Source organism: Candidatus Tisiphia endosymbiont of Neophilaenus lineatus (genome assembly GCF_964264975.1).
GTDB lineage: Bacteria > Pseudomonadota > Alphaproteobacteria > Rickettsiales > Rickettsiaceae > Tisiphia.
The window spans coordinates 505930-528050 of record NZ_OZ183649.1 but is presented as its reverse complement, the minus strand read 5'-3'; the positions used below and the strand labels follow the sequence as shown (position 1 = coordinate 528050).

Annotated in this window: 22 protein-coding genes and 1 tRNA gene; 12 read left to right on the top strand and 11 right to left on the bottom strand. The window is 33.1% G+C overall.

Going from position 1 to position 22121, the window contains the following annotated elements; translation table 11 throughout:
* Positions 1-132: 132 nt before the first annotated feature.
* The 4 genes from rplT to ACFE3K_RS03160 all read right to left on the bottom strand — a co-directional run bounded on the left by rplT (position 133) and on the right by ACFE3K_RS03160 (position 2080).
* Positions 133-489, bottom strand: a complete 357-nt coding sequence (gene rplT / locus ACFE3K_RS03175) for a 50S ribosomal protein L20 (protein ID WP_341747957.1) — start codon at positions 487-489, stop codon at positions 133-135.
* Positions 490-516: 27 nt separating this feature from the next.
* Positions 517-720, bottom strand: coding sequence for a 50S ribosomal protein L35 (rpmI, locus tag ACFE3K_RS03170; protein ID WP_341747956.1), 204 nt, complete (start codon positions 718-720; stop codon positions 517-519).
* Between the two features lie 269 nt (positions 721-989).
* Complete coding sequence (locus ACFE3K_RS03165; protein ID WP_375359332.1) at positions 990-1637, bottom strand: IS630 family transposase; 648 nt, start codon at positions 1635-1637, stop codon at positions 990-992.
* Positions 1631-2080: a helix-turn-helix domain-containing protein gene (locus ACFE3K_RS03160; RefSeq protein WP_375359331.1), complete on the bottom strand. Its 450-nt coding sequence runs from the start codon at positions 2078-2080 to the stop codon at positions 1631-1633. Before ACFE3K_RS03160 ends, ACFE3K_RS03165 begins: the two co-directional genes overlap by 7 nt.
* 93 nt (positions 2081-2173) lie before the next feature.
* Here ACFE3K_RS03160 and ACFE3K_RS03155 point away from each other — a divergent pair, with 93 nt between their 5' ends.
* The 3 genes from ACFE3K_RS03155 to dnaJ all read left to right on the top strand — a co-directional run bounded on the left by ACFE3K_RS03155 (position 2174) and on the right by dnaJ (position 5767).
* Entirely contained in the window at positions 2174-2341 is a 168-nt protein-coding gene (locus ACFE3K_RS03155) for a hypothetical protein (protein ID WP_375359330.1), read from the top strand.
* 93 nt (positions 2342-2434) lie between these two features.
* Entirely contained in the window at positions 2435-4324 is a 1890-nt protein-coding gene (dnaK, locus tag ACFE3K_RS03150) for a molecular chaperone DnaK (protein ID WP_375359329.1), read from the top strand.
* A 315-nt stretch (positions 4325-4639) separates the two neighbouring features.
* Positions 4640-5767: a molecular chaperone DnaJ gene (gene dnaJ, locus ACFE3K_RS03145; RefSeq protein WP_375359328.1), complete on the top strand. Its 1128-nt coding sequence runs from the start codon at positions 4640-4642 to the stop codon at positions 5765-5767.
* Positions 5768-5791: 24 nt separating this feature from the next.
* On the opposite strand, the gene ACFE3K_RS03140 is transcribed toward dnaJ, so the two are convergent.
* Entirely contained in the window at positions 5792-6502 is a 711-nt protein-coding gene (locus ACFE3K_RS03140) for an RlmE family RNA methyltransferase (RefSeq protein WP_375359327.1), read from the bottom strand.
* A complete protein-coding gene (gene nusB, locus ACFE3K_RS03135) occupies positions 6492-6974 on the bottom strand; it encodes a transcription antitermination factor NusB (RefSeq protein WP_375359326.1) in 483 nt (160 codons plus the stop codon). The genes ACFE3K_RS03140 and nusB overlap by 11 nt, the downstream gene beginning before the upstream one ends.
* A gap of 86 nt (positions 6975-7060) precedes the next feature.
* On the opposite strand from nusB, the gene rseP reads away from it, so the two are divergent.
* The 4 genes from rseP (at position 7061) to recN (ending at position 13548) form a co-directional block, all read left to right on the top strand.
* Positions 7061-8128: an RIP metalloprotease RseP gene (gene rseP, locus ACFE3K_RS03130; protein ID WP_375359325.1), complete on the top strand. Its 1068-nt coding sequence runs from the start codon at positions 7061-7063 to the stop codon at positions 8126-8128.
* A 41-nt stretch (positions 8129-8169) separates the two neighbouring features.
* Positions 8170-10485, top strand: coding sequence for an outer membrane protein assembly factor BamA (gene bamA / locus ACFE3K_RS03125; RefSeq protein WP_375359324.1), 2316 nt, complete (start codon positions 8170-8172; stop codon positions 10483-10485).
* An 81-nt stretch (positions 10486-10566) separates the two neighbouring features.
* Positions 10567-11346, top strand: coding sequence for an outer membrane protein assembly factor BamD (locus ACFE3K_RS03120; RefSeq protein ID WP_375359323.1), 780 nt, complete (start codon positions 10567-10569; stop codon positions 11344-11346).
* Between the two features lie 489 nt (positions 11347-11835).
* Positions 11836-13548 (top strand): DNA repair protein RecN, encoded by a 1713-nt coding sequence (gene recN / locus ACFE3K_RS03115; protein WP_375359322.1) that lies wholly within the window; start codon positions 11836-11838, stop codon positions 13546-13548.
* Positions 13549-13560: 12 nt separating this feature from the next.
* Here recN and rplS read toward each other — a convergent pair whose 3' ends face one another.
* Positions 13561-13986, bottom strand: a complete 426-nt coding sequence (gene rplS, locus ACFE3K_RS03110; protein ID WP_375359321.1) for a 50S ribosomal protein L19 — start codon at positions 13984-13986, stop codon at positions 13561-13563.
* Positions 13986-14702, bottom strand: a complete 717-nt coding sequence (trmD, locus tag ACFE3K_RS03105) for a tRNA (guanosine(37)-N1)-methyltransferase TrmD (protein WP_375359320.1) — start codon at positions 14700-14702, stop codon at positions 13986-13988. Before trmD ends, rplS begins: the two co-directional genes overlap by 1 nt.
* A gap of 118 nt (positions 14703-14820) precedes the next feature.
* Between trmD and ACFE3K_RS03100 the strand changes: the two genes are divergently transcribed.
* Positions 14821-14897 (top strand) — tRNA-Pro (locus ACFE3K_RS03100).
* 26 nt (positions 14898-14923) lie between these two features.
* On the opposite strand, the gene ACFE3K_RS03095 is transcribed toward ACFE3K_RS03100, so the two are convergent.
* Positions 14924-15568, bottom strand: a complete 645-nt coding sequence (locus tag ACFE3K_RS03095) for an IS630 family transposase (protein WP_375359319.1) — start codon at positions 15566-15568, stop codon at positions 14924-14926.
* Complete coding sequence (locus ACFE3K_RS03090) at positions 15477-15977, bottom strand: helix-turn-helix domain-containing protein (protein ID WP_375359318.1); 501 nt, start codon at positions 15975-15977, stop codon at positions 15477-15479. Before ACFE3K_RS03090 ends, ACFE3K_RS03095 begins: the two co-directional genes overlap by 92 nt.
* A 577-nt stretch (positions 15978-16554) precedes the next feature.
* Here ACFE3K_RS03090 and ACFE3K_RS03085 point away from each other — a divergent pair.
* The 4 genes from ACFE3K_RS03085 to uvrC all read left to right on the top strand — a co-directional run bounded on the left by ACFE3K_RS03085 (position 16555) and on the right by uvrC (position 21321).
* Positions 16555-17241, top strand: coding sequence for a hypothetical protein (locus tag ACFE3K_RS03085; protein WP_375359317.1), 687 nt, complete (start codon positions 16555-16557; stop codon positions 17239-17241).
* Positions 17242-17275: 34 nt separating this feature from the next.
* Positions 17276-17707, top strand: a complete 432-nt coding sequence (gene tsaE, locus ACFE3K_RS03080) for a tRNA (adenosine(37)-N6)-threonylcarbamoyltransferase complex ATPase subunit type 1 TsaE (protein ID WP_342259499.1) — start codon at positions 17276-17278, stop codon at positions 17705-17707.
* Positions 17708-17824: 117 nt separating this feature from the next.
* Entirely contained in the window at positions 17825-19234 is a 1410-nt protein-coding gene (locus ACFE3K_RS03075; RefSeq protein ID WP_375359466.1) for a sodium:solute symporter, read from the top strand.
* A gap of 224 nt (positions 19235-19458) precedes the next feature.
* Complete coding sequence (gene uvrC, locus ACFE3K_RS03070; RefSeq protein WP_375359316.1) at positions 19459-21321, top strand: excinuclease ABC subunit UvrC; 1863 nt, start codon at positions 19459-19461, stop codon at positions 21319-21321.
* A gap of 350 nt (positions 21322-21671) precedes the next feature.
* Here the strand turns inward: uvrC and ccmE are convergent, their stop codons facing one another.
* Entirely contained in the window at positions 21672-22085 is a 414-nt protein-coding gene (ccmE, locus tag ACFE3K_RS03065; protein ID WP_375359315.1) for a cytochrome c maturation protein CcmE, read from the bottom strand.
* Positions 22086-22121: the final 36 nt, after the last annotated feature.

Below are 22121 nucleotides of genomic sequence, written 5' to 3'. Positions count from 1 at the left end.
ATGCTGAGGGATTTGAAGGAGACGCTTCACCTCGAACCGCAGCATACTCTAATTCCGTTACGGATTCGAGTCTAATCCCAACGTCCAAATTACCAGCAAAAGTAGAATGATTCAAGCGGTTTAATAATAAGTCTATTGCAGATGAGTCTTTACCTGCACTACTATATCTGCAAAACCTTGTGGGTTGTTGACTGCCAATTCAGCTAGCACCTTGCGATCAATATCTATGGCAGCTTTTTTCAGTCCACCCATAAACTGCGAATATACTAAATCATGCTCACGTACTGCTGCATTAATTCTTTGTATCCAAAGCCCTCTAAAATCACGCTTACGATTTCTACGATCTCTATAAGCATATTGTAGAGCTTTTTCAACTTTTTCAATTGCTACCCTAAAGCAATTATTCGATCTCCCCCTATAACCTTTAGCAAGTTTGAGAATTTTTTTATGACGATTTTTTGAAACTTTTCCTGATTTTACTCGTGACATATCTCACCTATTTCCTTATTTAAATTATTAAATTCCATATGGAAGAAAGAATTTTTTCAAGTTCTTTGCATCTTGATCACAGAGAATTGTTGTTCCTCTAAGGTTACGAAGCTGAGATTTTGTACGACGTCGCATGAAGTGCTTTTTTCCAGCTTGAGTGGCACAGACTTTGCCAGTAGCAGTAAGCTTAAAGCGCTTTTTTACCGCTGATTTTGTTTTTAATTTAGGCATTATAATTCCTTTATTTGGTATTTTAAGATCAGTCTAGCAAAAACTAGGCATACCAAAGCCACGTTGCTAATAGACGTAAGTATAATGTTTTTAAGTATTATTGCAAGTCAATTTTGCAAATATTTTGGCTAGGTTCTGTTGACAAAAATTTTAACGTAACCATATTAAAGTTCCAACGAAATTTAGAAAAGCTAAGAAAGTGGCTGGAGCCTTATCAAATCTAGAAAATATACGCCTAAAATGTTTGATTTTACCAAATAAGTACTCAATTAAATATCGTTCCTTATAAGTATGTTTATCATATTCACGTTATACTTTACGGTTAGATTTTGGTGGTATAATACTAATTGCAATAATGAACACGGTGTATTTATCCAATCTCTATACATAATTGATTTTACTAAATCTACATTATGAGCAAGTTGATTCCAAGCGTAACAAACCATAGTAACGATATCTTCATATACACCATAACATTGGTTAGACAAGAAATGATTTTTAATCCATTCCCAAACTTGTTCCATTGCATTAAGTTCCGGTGCATAGGGCGGAAGCGGTATCAAAGTGATATTGCTTGGCACAGTTAGTTTTTTGGCTGTGTGCCAACCTGCATTATCCGTTAGTAAAGCTATATGTCGGTTGCCTTGAATACTGCGAGAAAGCTCTTCTAAGAATTTATTCATTGCCTGTGTGTTTGCATATGGTAAAATTAATGCACAAGCTTCTCCTGTCTCATGGCAAGCAGCTCCGTAAATATATGTTGAAATAAATTGCTGTTGCCGAACTTTACGGGGTCTAGTGCCACGCTTAGCCCATATACGAGTTAAGCTACCTTGTTGCCCAACTCTAGTTTCATCCTGAGACCATATATCAACTTTACATCTATCGATATTTTTTGCTAATAATTTTGTTAACATGTCTGGAAAGTTTTTTTATATCTATTTTGAGTCTCTTGATGTGATTTTGGATGCATTGAACGAGAAGTAACCCAGCTAAAACCAAGGCGGTGCATAGTATTGTAGACTGTTTTTAAAGCACATTTAGCACCATATTCCTCAACTAACATGATATGTAGCTCCTTTCCAGTTATATACCCACCAGTTTTACTTTCACTGAGCGTATTGATTTTATCAAAAATAGCAGACTCTTGTATACTGTTAATCTTCCTAGGGGCAGCGCTTCTTTGTGATTCAAATAATCCTTCAAAACCATGATTCCTAAATCTTCTGAGCCATGATTGCACAGTTTTCCAGTGTGACTTCACTATTTCAGATATGGCTTTAAAAGATTTGCCTAATTGAAGGTGATACATCGCCAATACACGTATACGATTTCGACCATGCGGCTCATGTTTCATCATTTTTATAAAATCATGACCTTCAAAACCTTGCGGTAATATTAACCTAGCTATTTGAGTACCTATTTATCAGTTAAAAACCCATTTTATAACACCGTGTTCATTATTGCAATTAGTATAAAATATCTTATACAAGGATTAATCGAGGTAAGAGAAAATTCTAATAAAGAGAGAATTAGGGGTATTCAAAATCGTAGAAATGTACAAAGTGAAATAGGTGACTCGTCCCAAATGTTCTGCTCTGGCGATAAGGACATGATATAATTTTTTTTCACAGCTACCTCTTGTAAAATTGACGAGAAGACACTATATCAAAACTTATCAAGTTGATTTATTAAATTGGGATTAGGAGTGTATATGGCAAAGATCATAGGTATAGATTTAGGAACAACAAATTCTTGCGTCGCGGTAATGGAAGGAAAAGAACCAAGAGTTATAGCAAATGCTGAAGGAGTTAGGACTACTCCTTCAATGGTAGGATTTGGTAATGACGGTGAAAAATTAATTGGCGATCCAGCAAAACGTCAAGCTGTAACCAATCCACAAAATACTTTATATGGTATTAAAAGATTGATAGGTAGAGGTTTCTCTGATCCTATGGTAAAAAAAGACCAAGATCTTGTACCATACAAGATAGTAAAAGCTGCTAATAATGATGCTTGGGTTGAAGTTAAAGGAGAAAAATATTCTCCTAGTCAGATTAGTGCTTATATTCTACAGAAAATGAAAGAAACAGCCGAGAATTATCTTGGTGAGAAGGTAACACAAGCAGTCATTACTGTACCGGCATATTTTAATGATGCACAACGTCAAGCAACCAAAGATGCTGGTAAAATTGCTGGTTTGGAAGTATTAAGGATAATCAATGAACCAACAGCGGCCGCTTTAGCATATGGTTTTGATAAAGCCGAAAGCAAAATAATTGCCGTTTATGATCTTGGTGGTGGTACGTTCGATGTATCAATTTTAGAAATAGGTAATGGTGTATTTGAAGTTAAATCTACCAACGGTAATACTTTCCTTGGCGGAGAAGATTTTGATTCAAGAATTCTAGATTATTTAATTGATGAATTTAAGAAAGAAAGTGGTATGGATTTACGCAAAGATCCTTTAGCTTTGCAACGTCTGAAAGAAGCTGCTGAAAAAGCTAAAAAAGAATTATCATCTGTACCTCAAACTGATGTTAATTTGCCATATATTACGGCTGATAGCTCAGGTCCTAAGCATTTAAATATAAAATTTACTAGGGCGAAATTAGAATCCTTAGTGGCAACGCTAATTGATGATACAATAGAACCATGTAAGAAAGCTTTAAAAGATGCTGGGCTAAAAGCTTCGGATATTCAAGAAGTAGTACTTGTTGGTGGTATGACTAGAATGCCAAAAGTTATTGAGAAAGTAAAGGAATTCTTTGGTCGTGAACCACATAGAGGAGTTAACCCTGATGAAGTCGTGGCTCTAGGTGCTGCTATTCAAGGCGGGGTATTAAATAAAGAAGTTACTGATATATTATTGCTAGATGTCACCCCTTTATCTTTAGGTATTGAAACTCTTGGTGGGGTATTTACTAGGCTGATTGATCGTAATACTACTATTCCGACTAAAAAGAGTCAGGTATTCTCTACTGCTGATGATAACCAGCATGCTGTAACGATTAGGGTATTCCAAGGTGAACGGGAAATGGCATCTGATAATAAGATACTTGGCCAATTTAATCTTGATGGCATTCCGCCTGCACCACGAGGATTACCGCAAATTGAAGTAACTTTTGATATAGACGTTAATGGTATAGTTCATGTTTCTGCCAAGGATAAAGCTAGTGGTAAGGAACAAAAAGTAACTATTCAAGCTTCTGGAGGTCTTAGTGATACAGAAATTGAACAAATGGTAAAAGATGCAGAAAAAAACGCTGAGGATGATAAAAAGCGTCGTGAATTAATTGAGGCTAGAAATAGTGCTGATAGCTTAATTTATTCAACTGAAAAAACTCTAAAAGAACACGATAGTAAAATATCAGCTAGTGATAAACAAGAAGTAGAAAATAGCATAACAGAGTTAAAAGCAGCTTTAGAGTCTGATAATCTTGAAGAAATTAAAGCAAAAACTAACACTCTGATGGCTAGTAGTATGAAAATAGGAGAAGCTATGTATAAATCTCCGTCAGGCGACGATAATAATGCGGAATCTGAAGCAAGTAATGACGATAAAGTAGTTGATGCTAATTACGAGGATGTAAGCAATAAGTAATTACTAATGAATGTAGATTGCTTCGTTGCCGCTAAAGTGGCTCCTCGCAATGACGATGGGTGAAAATACTTCCGTCATTACAAGACCACATGAGTGTAGTGGCAACCACATAGTACCCTACATTTTTCTATAATCGTCATAGCAAGGCTCTTTAGATGCCGTGGCGATCCAGGTAAACAGGAAGCTGTTTTTTTTAGAGTAAAGCTTCGTGTACCCTGGATTGCCGCGTAGCCGCTTTTTCGCGACTCCTCGCAATGACGAGTAACCCTATTCGAGTTAGCTAAAAGTAAAATTTAAAATAAGATATACTTAATTATGTCGACAAAAGATTATTACCAAATACTTGGGGTTAGTAAAACTGCTACCCAGGAAGAGCTAAAAAAAGCTTATCATAAATTGGCGATGCAATATCATCCTGACCGTAATACACAGGATAAACAAGCAGAAAAAAAGTTCAAGGAAATAAGCAGTGCTTATGATATCCTAAAAGATGAACAAAAAAGAGCTGCCTATGATCGTTTTGGACATGATGCCTTTCAGAATTCAGGTGGAGCATCGTCAGCTGGAAGACATAACAATAGTGGACCTGATATAAATGATATATTTGGTGAGTTTTTTAATGATTTTATGGGCAGCGGGACAAGAAGACAACGACCATCAACTAATATTAGAGGTTCAGATCTAAAATATGATATCACAGTTACTTTGCAAGAAGCATTTCGTGGTATCGACAAAAATATTAGTTTTACCAGTGAAGTAAAATGCCAAACATGTAACGGCAACGGGTCAGAAAGTAATGCCGGAATGACCAAATGTAACGCTTGTGCAGGACAAGGGGTTACTAGAAGACAACAAGGCTTCTTTACATTAGAACAAACTTGTGCAAAATGCCAAGGTGCAGGACAAATAATTAAAAATCCATGCAAAAAATGTCATGGTCAGGGGCGTTACTCACAACATAGAAATTTATTAGTAAATATTCCAGCTGGTATTGAAGAAGGTACTAGAATAAGGCTTACTGGTGAAGGAGATGCCGGAGTACGAGGAGGAAATAACGGGGATTTGTATATTTTTGTTACTATTAAACCGCATGACCTCTATAAAGTTGATGGAATTAATTTGCATTGCAGACTACCCATTAGCTTTATTAAAGCTGTTTTAGGTGGAGAAGTAGAAGTTCCCGATATAGAAGGCGGTAAGGTAAAATTACAAATACCCGCTGGCACACAAAATGGCGAACAACTTAGGTTAAAAGGCAAAGGTATGTCTAAGGTTAGATCAAGCATTAGAGGTGATATGTTTGCTCACATACATATTGAGATACCAAAGAATCTTAATAAAAAACAAAAAGAATTACTAGAATTGCTGGATAAAGAATTTACAAGCGACAAAGATGAGGATGATGCTAGTTTTTTTAATAAAATGAAAAACTTATGGTCATGAAATTTTATCCATTTTACTCGATAATCAAGTTTTTCCTTCACTGTCTTCAGATTTCTTATTTAAAGCAATTAAATAAACCTCTACTGACTCTTTACGACTAGAAGACGGTTTAAAATGCTTGACCTTATGAAAATTAAGTTTAACTCTGTTTAGCACATTATTCTCCGTACCACCTCGAAAAATTTTAGCAATAAAATGCCCACCCGGTCTTAAAATTTTTAAGGCAAAGTCAATCGCATGCTCACATAAGTCAAGAGTCCGAATATGGTCAGTTGTTGCATGACCCGTCGTATTCGCAGCCATATCACTCATTACCACATCAGCACTACCATCGAGCATCTTGATAATAATCTCTTTTGTATCTTCAGCATAAAAGTCTTTTTGCAAACAATGCACACCAATAATTGGTTCGATGCCAAGTAAATCAACTGCAATTATCACGCTATTATTACCACGTGACTCATCAGATTTAATAATTCTGCTAGCCACTTGACTCCATCCACCTGGTGCAGCACCTAAATCGACTAATTTCATCCCTGGTTTTAACAGATTAAATTTTTCATGGATTTCCAGCAACTTATAAGCTGACCTAGATCTATAACCATCAAGCTTTGCTTTAGCAACATATGGATCATTTAATTGGCGCGTGAGCCACTGTTTTGACGAATTTTTACGCTTTTTTGTAGTTTTAATGGCAACAAATTTACCTCTAAACCCTAATATATTAGATGTCATGACACATGATCTCGCTAGATTTTTTAGCAATTCTATCCAATACAGAATTAACAAAACCAACCTCATTTTCATTCAACATATCACTTGTAATGTCGGTGAATTCATTAATTACCACTTTACTTGGAACATTTGGAAAAAATTGTAATTCACAAATTGCCACACGCAAAAGAGCAAGAAGCAGAACAGGTAAGCTAGTAATTTGCCATTCCGATGTCAAATGCCTTGATATCATCTTATCAATTTGAGGTAAATTTACAACTACAGACTTTACTAACAATTCAAAATAACTTATACTTAACTTCACTTTTATTGGTTTGTTTAAATCATTAGCTACTCGTTCATCTTGATAGAATTGAACAATTTGTTGCATGATCCGATCTATGTTTTGATCAGGACTCTCCGGTTTATACTGATAAATTGCTTGTACTGCAGCAATACGTGCTATTGTTTTGGTACTAATTTTGGTGGTCATAAAAATTTTGATGTATTGGTATTTAATCTATTAGCTATAGCAAAAAAGCATAACTTAGTAAACCTCTTTAAAAAATAATGAGTTGTATGTTATCAATATTCGGATTTATTCTAACAATCAGCTTATTAGTCTTTATTCATGAGTTTGGTCATTATTACATAGCTAAAATATTTGGAGTAAAGGTTGAGGAATTCTCGATAGGTTTTGGTAAGGAACTCTTCTCTAAAATCGACAAAGATGGCGTAAAATGGAAAATTTGCACCCTACCCTTCGGTGGTTACGTTAAAATTTATGGATTTGACCCTGCAACACTTAAAAATACTCAGGATAATAGACCACTCACTTTTCTTAGCAAGCCTCTTTGGGTTCAATTCTTAATTATAGCTGCTGGACCTATAGCTAATTACTTGTTAGCCATTCTCATATTCACAACTATTTATTTTTCTCATGGTCAAGTAGAAATACCTCCTATAATTGGTGAAGTAGCGGTCAATTCACCTGCTGAATTAGCTGGGCTTAGAGAAAATGATAAAGTTATTATGATTGGCACTAATAAAATTGATAGTTTTGTCGATTTACAGAGAAATATATTCATGAGCGGGACTAAACCCATCAATCTTTTAGTTGAAAGACATGATGAGATTATTAATATTGTTATAACTCCAAAGGAGATTAGTCAAAAATTGGATAATCAACCTGAGATAAAAAAACCTTATATAGGAGTTATTGCTAAAAATGAACCTATTTTTATAAAAATGAATATTTTCCAAAGTATATATCAAGGTTCTGTAGATGTTGTTTATATCTCAGGTTTAATTTTAAGACACTTTGGACAAATGCTAATGGGAACAAGATCGTTAAATGAAATTGGTGGACCAATTACCATTGCCAAGGAATCAGGAAAATCTTTAGAACAAGGGGTAGCAAATTTTGCCCTATTTGTTGCCATGATATCAATTAATCTAGGTCTACTTAATTTGCTACCGATTCCAGTTCTAGATGGTGGACATTTAATGTTCATAATATATCAAACAATTTTTGGAAAACCACTTAGTGCAGCTATAAAAAATGTTATACTAAGACTAGGTATGGGGATAATTATTTTTCTTATTGTAATTTCCTTGTCAAATGATATAAAAAACTTAGTATTTTAAATTTCAGTATGACTTATAAAACCAAACAAAAGAAGGTTCTTGTGGAAACAAACGTCAAATCAACTATTAAACTAGCTATTTTGGCAACAACCGTTTTATATAATACATCAGCTTTATCGGCTGAGTATATTAAAAAAATAACTATTCAATGTAATAAAATAATCGAAAAATCGACTATTGAAAATTACTTAAAGCTTCAAGTAGGAGAAGAATATAATACATCCAAAGGAGATGAAGCAATCAAAAACCTTTACTCAACGTCTTTGTTTGACAATATAAGTATTACACTAGTCAATGGTGGTAATTTGATAGTTACTGTATCAGAAACTCCGTTTATTACTAAAGTAGTGTTTACAGGTAATTCTAAAATCAAAACATCCTCATTATCAAAAGAATTGCTTACCATGTCTGGTGAATCAATGAGTCCAGCTAAAATCCAACTAGATGTGGAAAAAATTAAAGAGATATATAAACGTTCAGGTCGTTTTTCTACAACCGTAACGCCAAAAATTGAGAGGCTTGAGAATGACAGAGTAAAAGTTACTTTTGATATTGCAGAAGGACCTAAAACAACTGTTAAAAAAATCTATTTCAGTGGAAATAATAATTACCGTAGTACAGAACTACAACCTGTTATCCTAACAAAACAGTCAAAATGGTTTAACTTTTTAGAAACAAATGATACCTACGATCCAGACCGCCTAGAGTATGATAAAGAATTGTTAAAGGAATTCTATCAGTCAGTAGGATTTGCCGATTTTCGTGTTATTTCTGTTACAGCAGAACTCAATCCAACCAAAGAATATTTTACTATCACTTACTCTATTGAAGAAGGGGCAAAATATAATTTTGGCAACATTACTATTGATAATAAATTACCTAATATTGATATAAATGAAATTAAAAAATATATGAATGTTAAGTCGGGTGATACATTTAATATTAATAGTTTAAATAAAATAGCAAATAAAATCTCTTCACATTTTGCAAGTAAAGGTTATCCAGGAATTAATGTTTACCCTGATATAAGTAGTAAAAACCCTGATAATACTGCGGATATTAAATTTGTTATAGATAAGGCAGAAAAAGTATTTATTAATCAAATTAATATTATGAATAATCTCAAAACTGAAGATAAAGTTATTAGACGAGAATTTAGAATTTCTGAAGGAGATATATTTAACCGTTCTTATATAGAAAAAGGTCATCAGAATCTACGTAATTTGGATTATTTTGAAAAAGTACTTATTAGCGTTACACCAACAACACGAAAAGATAAATATGATATTAATATTGACGTTGAGGAAAAATCAACATCTTCAATTAGTTTTGATGCTGGCTATAACACAGCGGGAGGACCATTTGGACGTATATCATTTTTGGAACGTAATTTAATTGGTACTGGAAAAGTGTTAAATGCTGGAGTACAAGTAGGAAAAAAGAGTATTAGTTACTATGGTGGCATAACCGAACCTCATTTTCTTGATAAAGATGTATCGCTAGGTTTTAATGTTTTCAATAATTATAGCGGTCGTGGGACTTCATGTTTTTCACAAGGAGATCAAAATTATACGTTAAAATCTATGGGACTCAAACCTTCTCTTGGTTATGATATTGCGGAAGACTTAAGACATGAAATTGACTATACTCTTAAGAGAGATGTATTAAGCTCTCCAGGTAATGCAAGTTCTATATTCTTAACTGAACAGATGGAAAAATTCATCACATCAGCCATCGGACATACTATCACTTATGCTCAGCTTGATAGTAGTATTATTCCTAAAAATGGTTATGTTATTAGCGGCACTCAGGAATTTGCTGGTGTTGGGGGTAATAATAAATATTTAAAACATGAACTAGACGGTAAATATTTTAAATCTTTTATCAATAATAAATTCACTTTAAAACTTTCAAGTAGTGTCGGTGATATTATGGGTGTAGGAGGTAAAACTGTAAGAATTGCTGATCGGTTTAATTTGGGTGATTATAGCCTTAGAGGATTTGCTGCTAGTGGAATAGGTCCTAGAGAAAAAACAACAAATGAAGGTCTTGGCGGAGAAAAATATTATACATTTTCAACAGAACTCAACTTTCCAACTGGTTTACCAGAAGATTTTAATTTAACTGGAGCTGTTTTTATGGATGCTGGTAGTCTTTGGGGTGTAGGATTAAATTCTAAAAGTATTTATAAATCTGATAGTTTTTATAATGATAAATCACTTCGTGCTTCTGTTGGGGTGGGTTTTATATGGGTTACTCGCTTTGCCCCTATCAGAATGGATTGGGCTTGGCCAATTAAAAAGAAACCTTATGATGAAAAGCAACTTTTCCATCTAAAGTTTTCTACACATTTTTAATATTGTAACATGAGTTCGATATAATATAGTAAAATCCTATATAATTAAGAGATTAAATTTAAAAAAACTTGTAAGCTCTATATGAAATTAACAAAATTATTATTTTATACCATCACTACCTGCTTAGCTTTATCTAGCTGTAAAACTAAGAAGATAGATGAAGATTTAATTGTTCCAGCTCCTGAATTATACAATAATGGCATTGTTTTACTGGAAAAACAAAAATATTTGAAAGCTGCCGAGGAATTTTCTAGAATTTTTTATCAAGATCCTGGTAATAAAATGACTCCTCAAGCTGAGTTAATGCAAGCCTATTCTTTATTTTTAGCATGTCAGTATGAGGAAGCGGTAGATGTACTTGATACTTTTATTAAGCTTCATCCAATGCATGAAGATATTGCATATGCGTATTACCTAAAGGCATTATCGTATTATATGCAAATCTCAAATGTACAGCTTGATCAATCAAGAACCTTTTTAGCTAAAGAAAGTTTTGAAGATGTTATAAAACTTTTCCCTAAAACAAAATATTCAATTGATGCATCTTTAAAAATTGATTTAGTAAATGATCATTTAGCCGGTAAGGAAATGGATGTAGGTCGTTATTATCTCAGTAAAAATAACCCGATAGCTGCTATCAATAGATTTCAGCTTATTGTGGATAATTACCAAACTACATCACATATACCAGAAGCACTTTATCGTTTAGTAGAAAGTTATTTAATGTTGGGGCTTAACATTGAAGCAAAGAAATATGCTGCAGTACTTGGTCACAACTATCCAGATAGTAACTGGTATAAATATTGCCAACCGTTTATTAACAACTTTCCAAAGGGACCAAATAAAACACCATCGCAATAATAGAATTTTTTTACAATTCTACTTTTGCTGGTAGATTTTATGTGACTCTTGAGTTCAAATCCATAATGCAGACTTTCATACTGCTTACGGTTTTCTGCTTTTCTTGCCTCTTCTACAAATTCTCTAGCATAAGTACCTTATTTAGGCTCTATATATGGGTTTATTGCAACAGTTTCATTATATACTCGGTGAACTTCAAGAAGAGCTAGGCAGTAGCAAAGTCGAGCAGCGTAGCGTACATGAGTAACTAGGCAGCTTCGATCTTTGGTCGCGGGAACGCCAATTCTTGAAGTTCTACCTGAGTATACCTGAGTTAACCAATGGTTTAACTGGAATTATGTATGCAGATAAAGGATATATTAAGCAAAACTTATTTACGCGAATTCAGGATAAGAATTAGTTAATTCTTATCCTGAATCCGCATTAGATGGTATCGAGTGACCTAGATGCCCAAATTAGCAACAAAAGTAGAGTTATACAAGAGGCAAAATGTTACAAAGTCTTTCGGTGAAGAATTTTATTCTGATAGATGAATTAGACATAGAGTTTGAAAAAGGACTATGTGTGATTACCGGTGAAACTGGAGCTGGTAAGTCTATTTTGCTAGATGCAATTTTGTTCTCTTTAGGTAACAAATTCTCTGATAATGTAATAAAACATGGATGCGATTATTGTACGGTTGCTACAACATTTACTCTCAATAATGATTTAAAAAAGCTTTTGGAACAATTTAATATTGAGTGTGACCAAGAATTACTGATAAAACGTATCCAAAAATCTGGTAACCGCAAAAAATTTCTTATAAATGATCAAGCGGTGACAGTAAATACCTTACAACAAGTAGCAGATTATTTATTTGAACTTCATGGACAAAATAGCCCTACTACCCTTCTTACCCCCTCCTCCCATATTAATATTCTAGACGATTATGGAAACCTTCTAGGTTTAAGAGCTGAATTATCCAAGCATTTCAATATTTTACAAGCAACTACTAAAGAAATCAATAAAGTCACAAAAGATAAAGATACTATAGAACGAGAGATAGATTATTTAAATTTTGTAACCAAGGAATTAAAAACTCTTGACTATCAAGTAGGAGAAGAAGAAAAACTTACCACTATAAGACGCAGTTTACAAAATCGTGATAAAGAAATACAAGTAACTCAAGATATATTATCACATCTTGAAACTCCTGAAATTAATAAGTCCATTACTAATGTTCAACGTTTAATAGCCCGTAACTTACAGGAAAATGAAGAATTTGCCTCTATTTCATTAAATTTAGATGATTGTTATAATAGTCTAGAAGAAGCACGTATAAAATTACAAAACATTATTAATAACTTTGATACAAATGAATTTAACTTAGATGCAGTGGAAGAAAGGCTGTTTAAAATTCGTGACATAGCACGAAAATATAATATTTCTTGCGATACAATACCTGAATTTGTTGACAATTCTACCCAACAATTAAATGCCCTGAAGGATAAAATTAATAACGTTAAAATCCTAGATATTAATAAGCTAGCTGGTCATAAAAAATATTTTGAACTAGCTGAAACTTTATCGCATCAGCGTTCTAAAATAGCCAAGAACCTAGAATTAGCTATGCAAAAAGAGCTTGAACAACTTAAAATGGAAAAAGCGATTTTTAAAGTAGAAATAGTATCTAAGGATAATATTGCAAACCAAAATGACAATAAACATTTTTTGGAAGACAGGGATACTTCTAAAGTAATGTTATCTAAGGTATCAGATAATGGTATCGATAATGTGCGTTTCGTTGCCTCAACTAACCCTGGTATGCAACTTGCTCCTATTGATAAAATTGCTTCTGGTGGTGAATTATCAAGATTTATGTTAGCACTAAAAATTTGTCTTTTTGATAAACTACTTAAGGAAACTATTATTTTTGATGAAATAGATACGGGAATTGGTGGTATCGTAGCCGATAAAGTAGGAGAAAAACTAAAAAATCTTAGCTCTATTGCCCAAGTTATCGCAATTACTCACCAACCGCAAGTGGCAGGTAAGGCAGATCAGCATATTGTCGTTAACAAGCTACAATTGAATGAAAGTACTAAAATTACTATAAAAAATCTAAATCTTCAAGAGAGGCAAGCTGAACTTGCTCGTATGATCTCAGGCAAATCTATTACCGATGCGATCTTGAAGGCAGCTAAAGAGCTTCTACATCCTTAGCCGTCCTTCCCCTTAAGCAACCACCTTTTTCTTAATTACTTTATTAGGATTTACTTGAAGTTTTTCTTTAATTCTAGCTGCTTTACCACTTAGATTTCTTAAATAATATAGTTTAGCACGACGTACTACACCATATTTAACAACTTCAATCGAATGTACAATTGGTGAGAAAATCATAAATCGTCTTTCTATACCTTCACCATGACTGACCTTACGAACTACAAAAGAAGATACAACACCACTATTTCTTCTAGCAATTACTACACCTTCATACATTTGAAATCTTTCTAGTAATTTTTCCTTACCCTCTTTTTCAACTGCTCGATCAATTATTTTTACAGTAACCTTTACAGTATCCCCTGCTTTAAAGTCAGAAATCTTTTTATTTTCCGTTAGTTTTAGAATTTGCTGTTGTTCAAACTCTTCAATAATATTCATTACCTTAAACTCCTATAAATATTTAATAAATCCGGCCTACGTTTTTTAGTAATCTCTAAAGATTGCTTGCTTTTCCAATCTCTAATTAACTGATGATTACCAGACAACAAAATACTCGGAACTTCTCTATTTTTCCACTTTGCCGGTCTCGTATATAGAGGACATTCAAGCAATCCAGCGAACTCTCCATTTTCCTCAAAAGATTCTGATTGCAATGTGTCTTGATTCAGTAATACATTCGGAAGTAATCTAATCAAGCAATCAAGAATAGCAAGAGCTGCCACCTCACCACCAGATAAAATATAATCCCCTATACTAATTTCCGTCATATTATACTCTTCAATTACACGTTCGTCAACCCCTTCAAAGCGACCACATAAAATTATTATTTGCTTTTCTTGTATAATTTCACGAGCAATATTTTGGGTAAATAGCTTTCCTCTTGGTGAGGGATAATATATTTTGGCATTAGGATTTGAAGACAAAACATGCTCTATACAACTACCCACCACATCTGGACGCATTATCAGTCCGTTACCACCACCATAATGCTCATCATCAACATTTTTATGCCGAGTTAATCCAAAATCTTTTATATTAACCACATTATAAGACCAAATACCCTTTTCTAAGGCTTGCCCTGCAAGGGAATATTGCAAAAATCCAGGGAACATTTCTGGAAATATGGTTAATATTGATGCATGTAATGAAGACATTTAATAAATATGATGAAATTTTAAAATAAAAAAATTGATTTGACTTATATTATAGTTTATATAATTAGGCAATATGAATCCACTAACACTTTATTGTTAGTCTTCATCATTTATTTTTCGGAGCATGGCGCAGCCTGGTAGCGCATTTGGTTTGGGACCAAAGGGTCGGGAGTTCAAATCTCTCTGCTCCGACCACTTTCTTATTATACCAATTGTAATAATTAACACGGTGTATTTATCCAATCTCTATACATAATTGATTTTACTAAATCTACATTATGAGCAAGTTGATTCCAAGCGTAACAAGCCATAGTAACGATATCTTCATATACACCATAACATTGGTTAGACAAGAAATGATTTTTAATCCATTCCCAAACTTGTTCCATTGCATTAAGTTCCGGTGCATAGGGCGGAAGCGGTATCAAAGTGATATTGCTTGGCACAGTTAGTTTTTTGGCTGTGTGCCAACCTGCATTATCCGTTAGTAAAGCTATATGTCGGTTGCCTTGAATACTGCGAGAAAGCTCTTCTAAGAATTTATTCATTGCCTGTGTGTTTGCATATGGTAAAATTAATGCACAAGCTTCTCCTGTCTCATGGCAAGCAGCTCCGTAAATATATGTTGAAATAAATTGCTGTTGCCGAACTTTACGGGGTCTAGTGCCACGCTTAGCCCATATACGAGTTAAGCTACCTTGTTGCCCAACTCTAGTTTCATCCTGAGACCATATATCAACTTTACATCTATCGATATTTTTGCTAATAATTTTGTTAATATGTCTGGAAAGTTTTTTTATATCTATGTTGAGTCTCTTGATTTGATTTTGGATGCATTGAACGAGAAGTAATCCAGCTAAAACCAAGGCGGTGCATAGTATTGTAGACTGTTTTTAAAGCACATTTAGCACCATATTCCTCAACTAACATGATATGTAGCTCTTTTCCAGTTATATACCCACCAGTTTTACTTTTACTGAGCGTATTGATTTTATCAAAAAGAGCAGATTCTTGTATAGTGTTAATCTTCCTAGGGGCACCGCTTCTTTGTGATTCAAATAATCCTTCAAAACCATGATTCCTAAATCTTCTGAGCCATGATTGCACGGTTTTCCAGTGTGACTTCACTATTTCAGATATGGCTTTAAAAGATTTGCCTAATTGAAGGTGATACATCGCCAATAAACGTATACGATTTCGACCATGCGGCTCATGTTTCATCATTTTTATAAAATCATGACCATGAAAACCTTGTGGTAATATTAACCTAGCCATTTGAGTACCTTTTATCAGTTAAAAACCCATCTTAGACCACTGCGTTAATTATTGCAATTGGTATAAATTATAAACAGGATGATTTGGTATTTTTTCCAAAGCTCCTCGATTATTTTTACTAACTATCCAAGGTACATGACTTGCTGACTGTGCTATTAAATTCACACATCGATAAACTATAACATTATAACATTTTTACGATATGCCTCTATACTAACTTTTACATCCCTAAATTCCGAATTCCCTAAAGCAGTAAAATCAATAAATATATGTGATTTACAGGACTTAGCTTTAAAGATTTTTTTTAAATATTTTATTATCATATTCACCTAAAATAAATAATAATTGTCACTTATAACATATTTTGTACTTGCACTAAGTATTTTGGTGCATAAATAACTTCCAAATCTTTAAATTTTACAATAGAATATGTATAATCTTAAGTTCGATGTAAGACATTGGTTTAATAGCCTAGGGTAACATCACACCCCTAACAGAGATGACACTGAGTCTAGTGTTAACTTGTTACATCGAATTTAGGGATATATAAGGAATTCAAACTAATAGAGTTATATTAATGTCTGCTCAAATAATAGAGTTGTTGATTTTTGCTGGAGTTGCTTTTATTATTATAAATAGGCTAATTGCTACTCTTGGCTCTACATCAGAGGACGATCCAGCTAAACGCAAATCTTCCTTTTTCGGTGAAACAGGAATCAAAGACGTTACTTATACAGCAAAAACTGCTGCTGGTAATATTTTTAAGAATAATTTGCCTCATAGCGTGGTAAAAACCCCTACTATTTACCCTATGGAGCTTGATGGGTTAATAGTTGAAGAGAATTCCACTGCTATAATAGCTGGTCTTGAAGCTGTATTGGCTAAACTTCCATCATTTAAAGCAAGAAAATTTCTACATAGTGCAAAAGCAGCCTTGGAACTGATTATTGAAGCCTCTAATGATGATGATATTGAAGATTTACTTACATTGGTGGATAAAAGATATATACAAGAATTCCATATTTTTTCTGAAACTTATGGAGAATTTGTCAATGGCAGCGTACTAGATGCTAAAATTTCTGAAGCTTATACATTCGCTAATAATATTTTCATAAAAGTATTATTCACAGGTGAAAAAATAACTAGTAGTATAAAATATATGCAAGAAGAATGGACGTTTTCTAGAAGCCTTATCTCTAAAAATATAGATTGGTTCTTAACTAAGGTTGATCGCTTGGAAGAGGAGAAACAGTCAGTTTCCTAGCTTCTATTGATTCACTCCCAAATTTGTAGATCCAATGAAGTTTCAACAAGAGTCTATTATTTTAAACAATGAACAAGATTCTATATCGTTTGCACAAACTATTGCTAAAAATTTAGAATCTAGTGAAATTATAACTTTTTCCGGTGGTTTAGGCTGCGGAAAAACATTTATATGTCGAGAGATCATAAAGTATTTTTGTGGCTCTGCTACTCATATTATTAGTCCTACTTTTAATTTGCTACAAATTTATACGACATCAAAATTCACGATTTATCATTTTGATCTTTATCGTTTAAACTACTTAGAAGAAATTTATGAACTAGGTATAGAAGAAGCCCTTCAGGGTAATCTTTGTCTAATTGAATGGCCAGAACTAATTGAAAAAATATTACCTAGACCTATAACCAAAATTCATTTACAAATACTCGAAGGTAACAAACGATCTTGTAGCATTGCTTGTTTCTGATATCCTTTGACAAAACGATTTTTATAGTCGCTATAAAACATAGAAAAGATATATATAAAGATAATTGCAGTTATTGAAAAAGTTTTTTTATATTATACTCTGCCACTTTCAATAAAAATAATTAGAATGACCCTTGATAATATTATTGTATTAGTATATTTGCTATCAATACTTATTGTTGGTACATACTACAGATCTAGACTTATAAGTTTTACAGATTATGCTACCGTTCAAGGTAAGACTAGCAATAGTAAACTATTGTTGGTTGCAACTATTTTTGCTTCATCTGTTGGTGGAGGTGCTACTTTTGGTATTGCTGAAAAAGCCTTTTCCGGTGATTTATCGTATAGCTACGGACTAATACTTACTCTACCAATCGATATACTCATAGCTATTTATCTTGTACCCCAAATAACTAAACATTATGGAGCAGAAAGTGTCGGTGATATAATGGTAAAATATTATAGTATATCAGGTCGTTTTATTGCTGGCACTGCATCTGTTATGGTATCTATAGGCTTTGTTGCTGCCCAAATTAGCGTTAGTGGTTATATTTTTCAATATATTTTAAAGATTAATTATTTAGAAGGAGTAATATTAAGTTATGGAATTGTTATCATCTACACAACTATTGGTGGATTACAATCGATTATGTTTACTAATTTATTACAATTCTTTGCAATGATAATGGCTATTCCAGTTATTGCCATATGTGGTCTCAATAAAGTTGGCATCAGTGAATTTATCCAACAACTACCTAATGAAAAAGTGTATTTTATCTATAATAATAATTTTGCCAGTGAGATATTTATTAATACGATAACTGTCATTCTAGGTTTTTGTGTAATGAATTTATATCCTAATTTTATTCAGAGGGCTCTAATTAATAATAATGTAAAAAAGACTAGTACCGCTATATATATAAAATCAGTTATATATACTATATTCTTAATATTTATCACCTTAAATGGTTTGATTGCCTATAATCTTTATCCCAATTACTCCTCTAATCTTGCATTACCACACCTAATTGATCAAATAGTGCCCTCAGGGTTACAAGGCTTTGTGATAGTTGGCTTACTTGCAGCAGTTATGTCTACTGCTGATTCTGATTTAAATGTTACCTCAATAGCTTTAGTGAAGGACTTATTAAATCCTATTTTTAAAATACAAAATCAAAAGAAATTATTGTTAATTGCTAGAATCACTAATGTCGTAATCGGCAGCTTTGCAATAATTGTTGCCTTAAAATTTAATAATGTAATTGATTTAGTAATGTTTATTACTGGATTTTGGGGACCACTAATATTAGTCCCTCTAGTATTTGCTCTTTTCAACATTACTATAACACAAAAAATGATGGTTTTATGTGGATTAAGCGGGGTCACATCTTTTCTCATTTGGACATATTTTTTCACTCATAATTTTCGTCTAAAGGCTGTCTTTGTTGGTACTATGTGCAGTTTGTTAGTCTTCTGCATAGGATTAATTACCAAAAAGCTAGGTAATTTGAAAGTTGAGCTATAAGCCTTGATAAATAAGGAGTATACTCAGGTAGAACTTCAAGAATTGGCATTCCCGCGACCAAAGATCGAAGCTGCCTAGTTACTCATGTACGCTACGCCGCTTGACTTTGCTACTGCCTAGCTCTTCTTGAAGTTATACTATCGTCTACCAACTCTTCATTTACGAGCAGTATACAGTCGTACGTACAGTTAATGTTATGTCAAACTCAGGTTGTTTGGTAAATTATGTTACAAAAATCTAAACTTATAGGTAGTGAATTAATAAAATCTCATCTTGAGAATGCTCCTAATCTTCCTGGGGTTTATAAAATGCTGGGTGCTGATCAGCAAGTTATCTATGTGGGGAAAGCTAAGAATCTAAAAAAACGTCTTACTAACTATATTAAAACTGATCTTGACAATAAAACAATACGCATGCTATCTCTAACACATCATTTAGAGTATAATGTTACTAACTCCGAAATTGAAGCTTTATTACTTGAAGCACAATTAATCAAAAAGTTTCAGCCAAAATTTAACATATTACTTAAAGATGACAAATCTTTTCCCTATGTCAAATTACGTTTGGATACTGATTACCCACAATTAATTAAATATAGAGGAAAAAATTTATCTAGTGGTGAATTCTTTGGTCCGTTTGTTTCTTCAGAGCAAGTAGATACTACCCTAAAAGAATTACAAAAAATTTTTAAACTACGTTCTTGTAGTGATAATTATTTTAAGAACCGCCAGCGTCCTTGTTTACAATACCAAATTGGTAGATGCTCTGCCCCATGTGTTGGCAAAATTACTAAAGAAGATTATAGTGAGCTGGTTAGCCAAGTAAGAGACTTCTTAATTGGTAAAACTAAGGAACTACAAAAAACTCTATCTGACAAAATGGAACAATTAAGTCTACAATTACGTTTTGAAGCTGCTGCCGAAATACGAGACCGAATAAAAGCACTGAGTTATATCCAACTAAAATCAACCTTATCCAGTAGTTCTATAAAAAATGCTGATGTTATAGCTATTGTTGAAAAAAATAATTATTACTGTATCCAACTATTTGTATATAGATTCAGTCAATCTTACGGAAATATACCTTATTTCCCAATTCACACTGAAGAGAGCAACAAAGCTGAAATTTTAACACAATTTATCAATCAATTTTATCAAACTGCTCAGATTCCAGATGAGATAATTATAAATCATCCAATCATTGATCTAGAATTAGTAACTAAAGCTATTAAACAACTTAGTGCTAATAATAAATTGTCTATAATACACCCTATCCGTGGTAATAAAGTAAAATTATTAGAAAATGCTGAATTGAATGGCCAGCTAGCACTTGATCAGCATTTAAAACAATTTGCTAAAAATCAAATGATCTTTCAACAAATACAACAATTATTCAACCTACCACTACTACCAGATAGAATAGAAGTTTATGATAATAGTCACATTATGGGAACATTTGCCGTAGGTAGTATGATCGTTGCAACTAAATTCGGTTTCGATAAAAAAGAATATAGGATTTTTAATATACCCGCTTCCAGTGGTTATGCCAAAGGAGGTGATGCTAATAGAGGTGATGATTATGAAATGCTAAGAACAGTCCTAACAAGAAGATTTACAAGATTAAAAAACGAACCTCTAAAGAGTATAGTTAGTTTGATGATTATTGATGGAGGAAAAGGACATCTATCAGTAGTACAAAAAATAATGGCAGAATTCGACCTTGCAATTCCATTTGTTTGTATGTCAAAAGGACCTGACAGAAATGCCGGATGCGAACAATTTCATATGCCCGGTAAAGAGTCTTTTACAATCGATAAAAACCTGCCAATTATGAAATATTTACAGATTCTGCGTGATGAAGCACATAATTTTGCTATAAAAAATCATAGGCTACGTCGTTCCAAAGGCATTAAAGTTTCTAGTCTAGATGACATAAATTCAGTTGGTCTTATCCGAAAAAAAGCCTTGTTACATTATTTTGGCTCATATAAAGCAATATGTGATGCTACTATTGAGGAATTATCTAAGGTAAAAGGTATAAGCAAAACTCTTGCAAAGCATATTTGCACATCATTACATAACAAATAACCTAAATTTGATTATAACTCTTCTAAATAGTTTTTATAAAATTTAGATAAAAGATAATTGCTCTTTCGAAACTCGCTTGTGCTGAGGGATTTGAAGGAGAAGCTTCACCTCGAACCGCAGCGTACTCTAATTCCGTTACGGATTCGAGTACCGCATCATTATTGTCCAAATCACCAGCAGAAGTAGAGTTTCGAAAGAAGTCTATTATTAAGATTAGATAAGTCTAGAACTATACCACCCTGGTAAGCTACCTGTATCACGAGTAACAGGTAAAGCTTGTACTTTAACTACAAAAAAACATGTTAAAATTAAGATGATTCGAATAATCATTATTGTCTCATAGCATATTTTTAGCCAGTTTGTCTTTTAACTACGTTAGGTGAGGCTGGAGAATAATTTTCATCATGCTTAGTTAATAACTCACGAGCTATGAATATATTACCTGATAACTTACCTACAGCTACTATCCCTTGATTCTCACGAAATAAGGCGGGTAAAACTCCTTGGTAAGATATTTCTAGGTCTTTAATGTCATCTGTAATGACAAAATGCACTTTATCAGCAGTAATTTTTCTGATTGAGCCTACTTTAACTAAGCCCCCTACTCTCAATTCTTTGCCAAGTTTTGACTCGTTAATTTTTGACGGAGGGTAAAAAAATACTACACTATCTTCAAGATTGTATAATATCATATATATTCCCCCAGCACTGCATAAAAGGTAAAATAATATAAACTTTAATCTATTTTTTACCTTTTTTTGCATTACTTGATCTAACTTTAATTTTATTATAATCTAGCC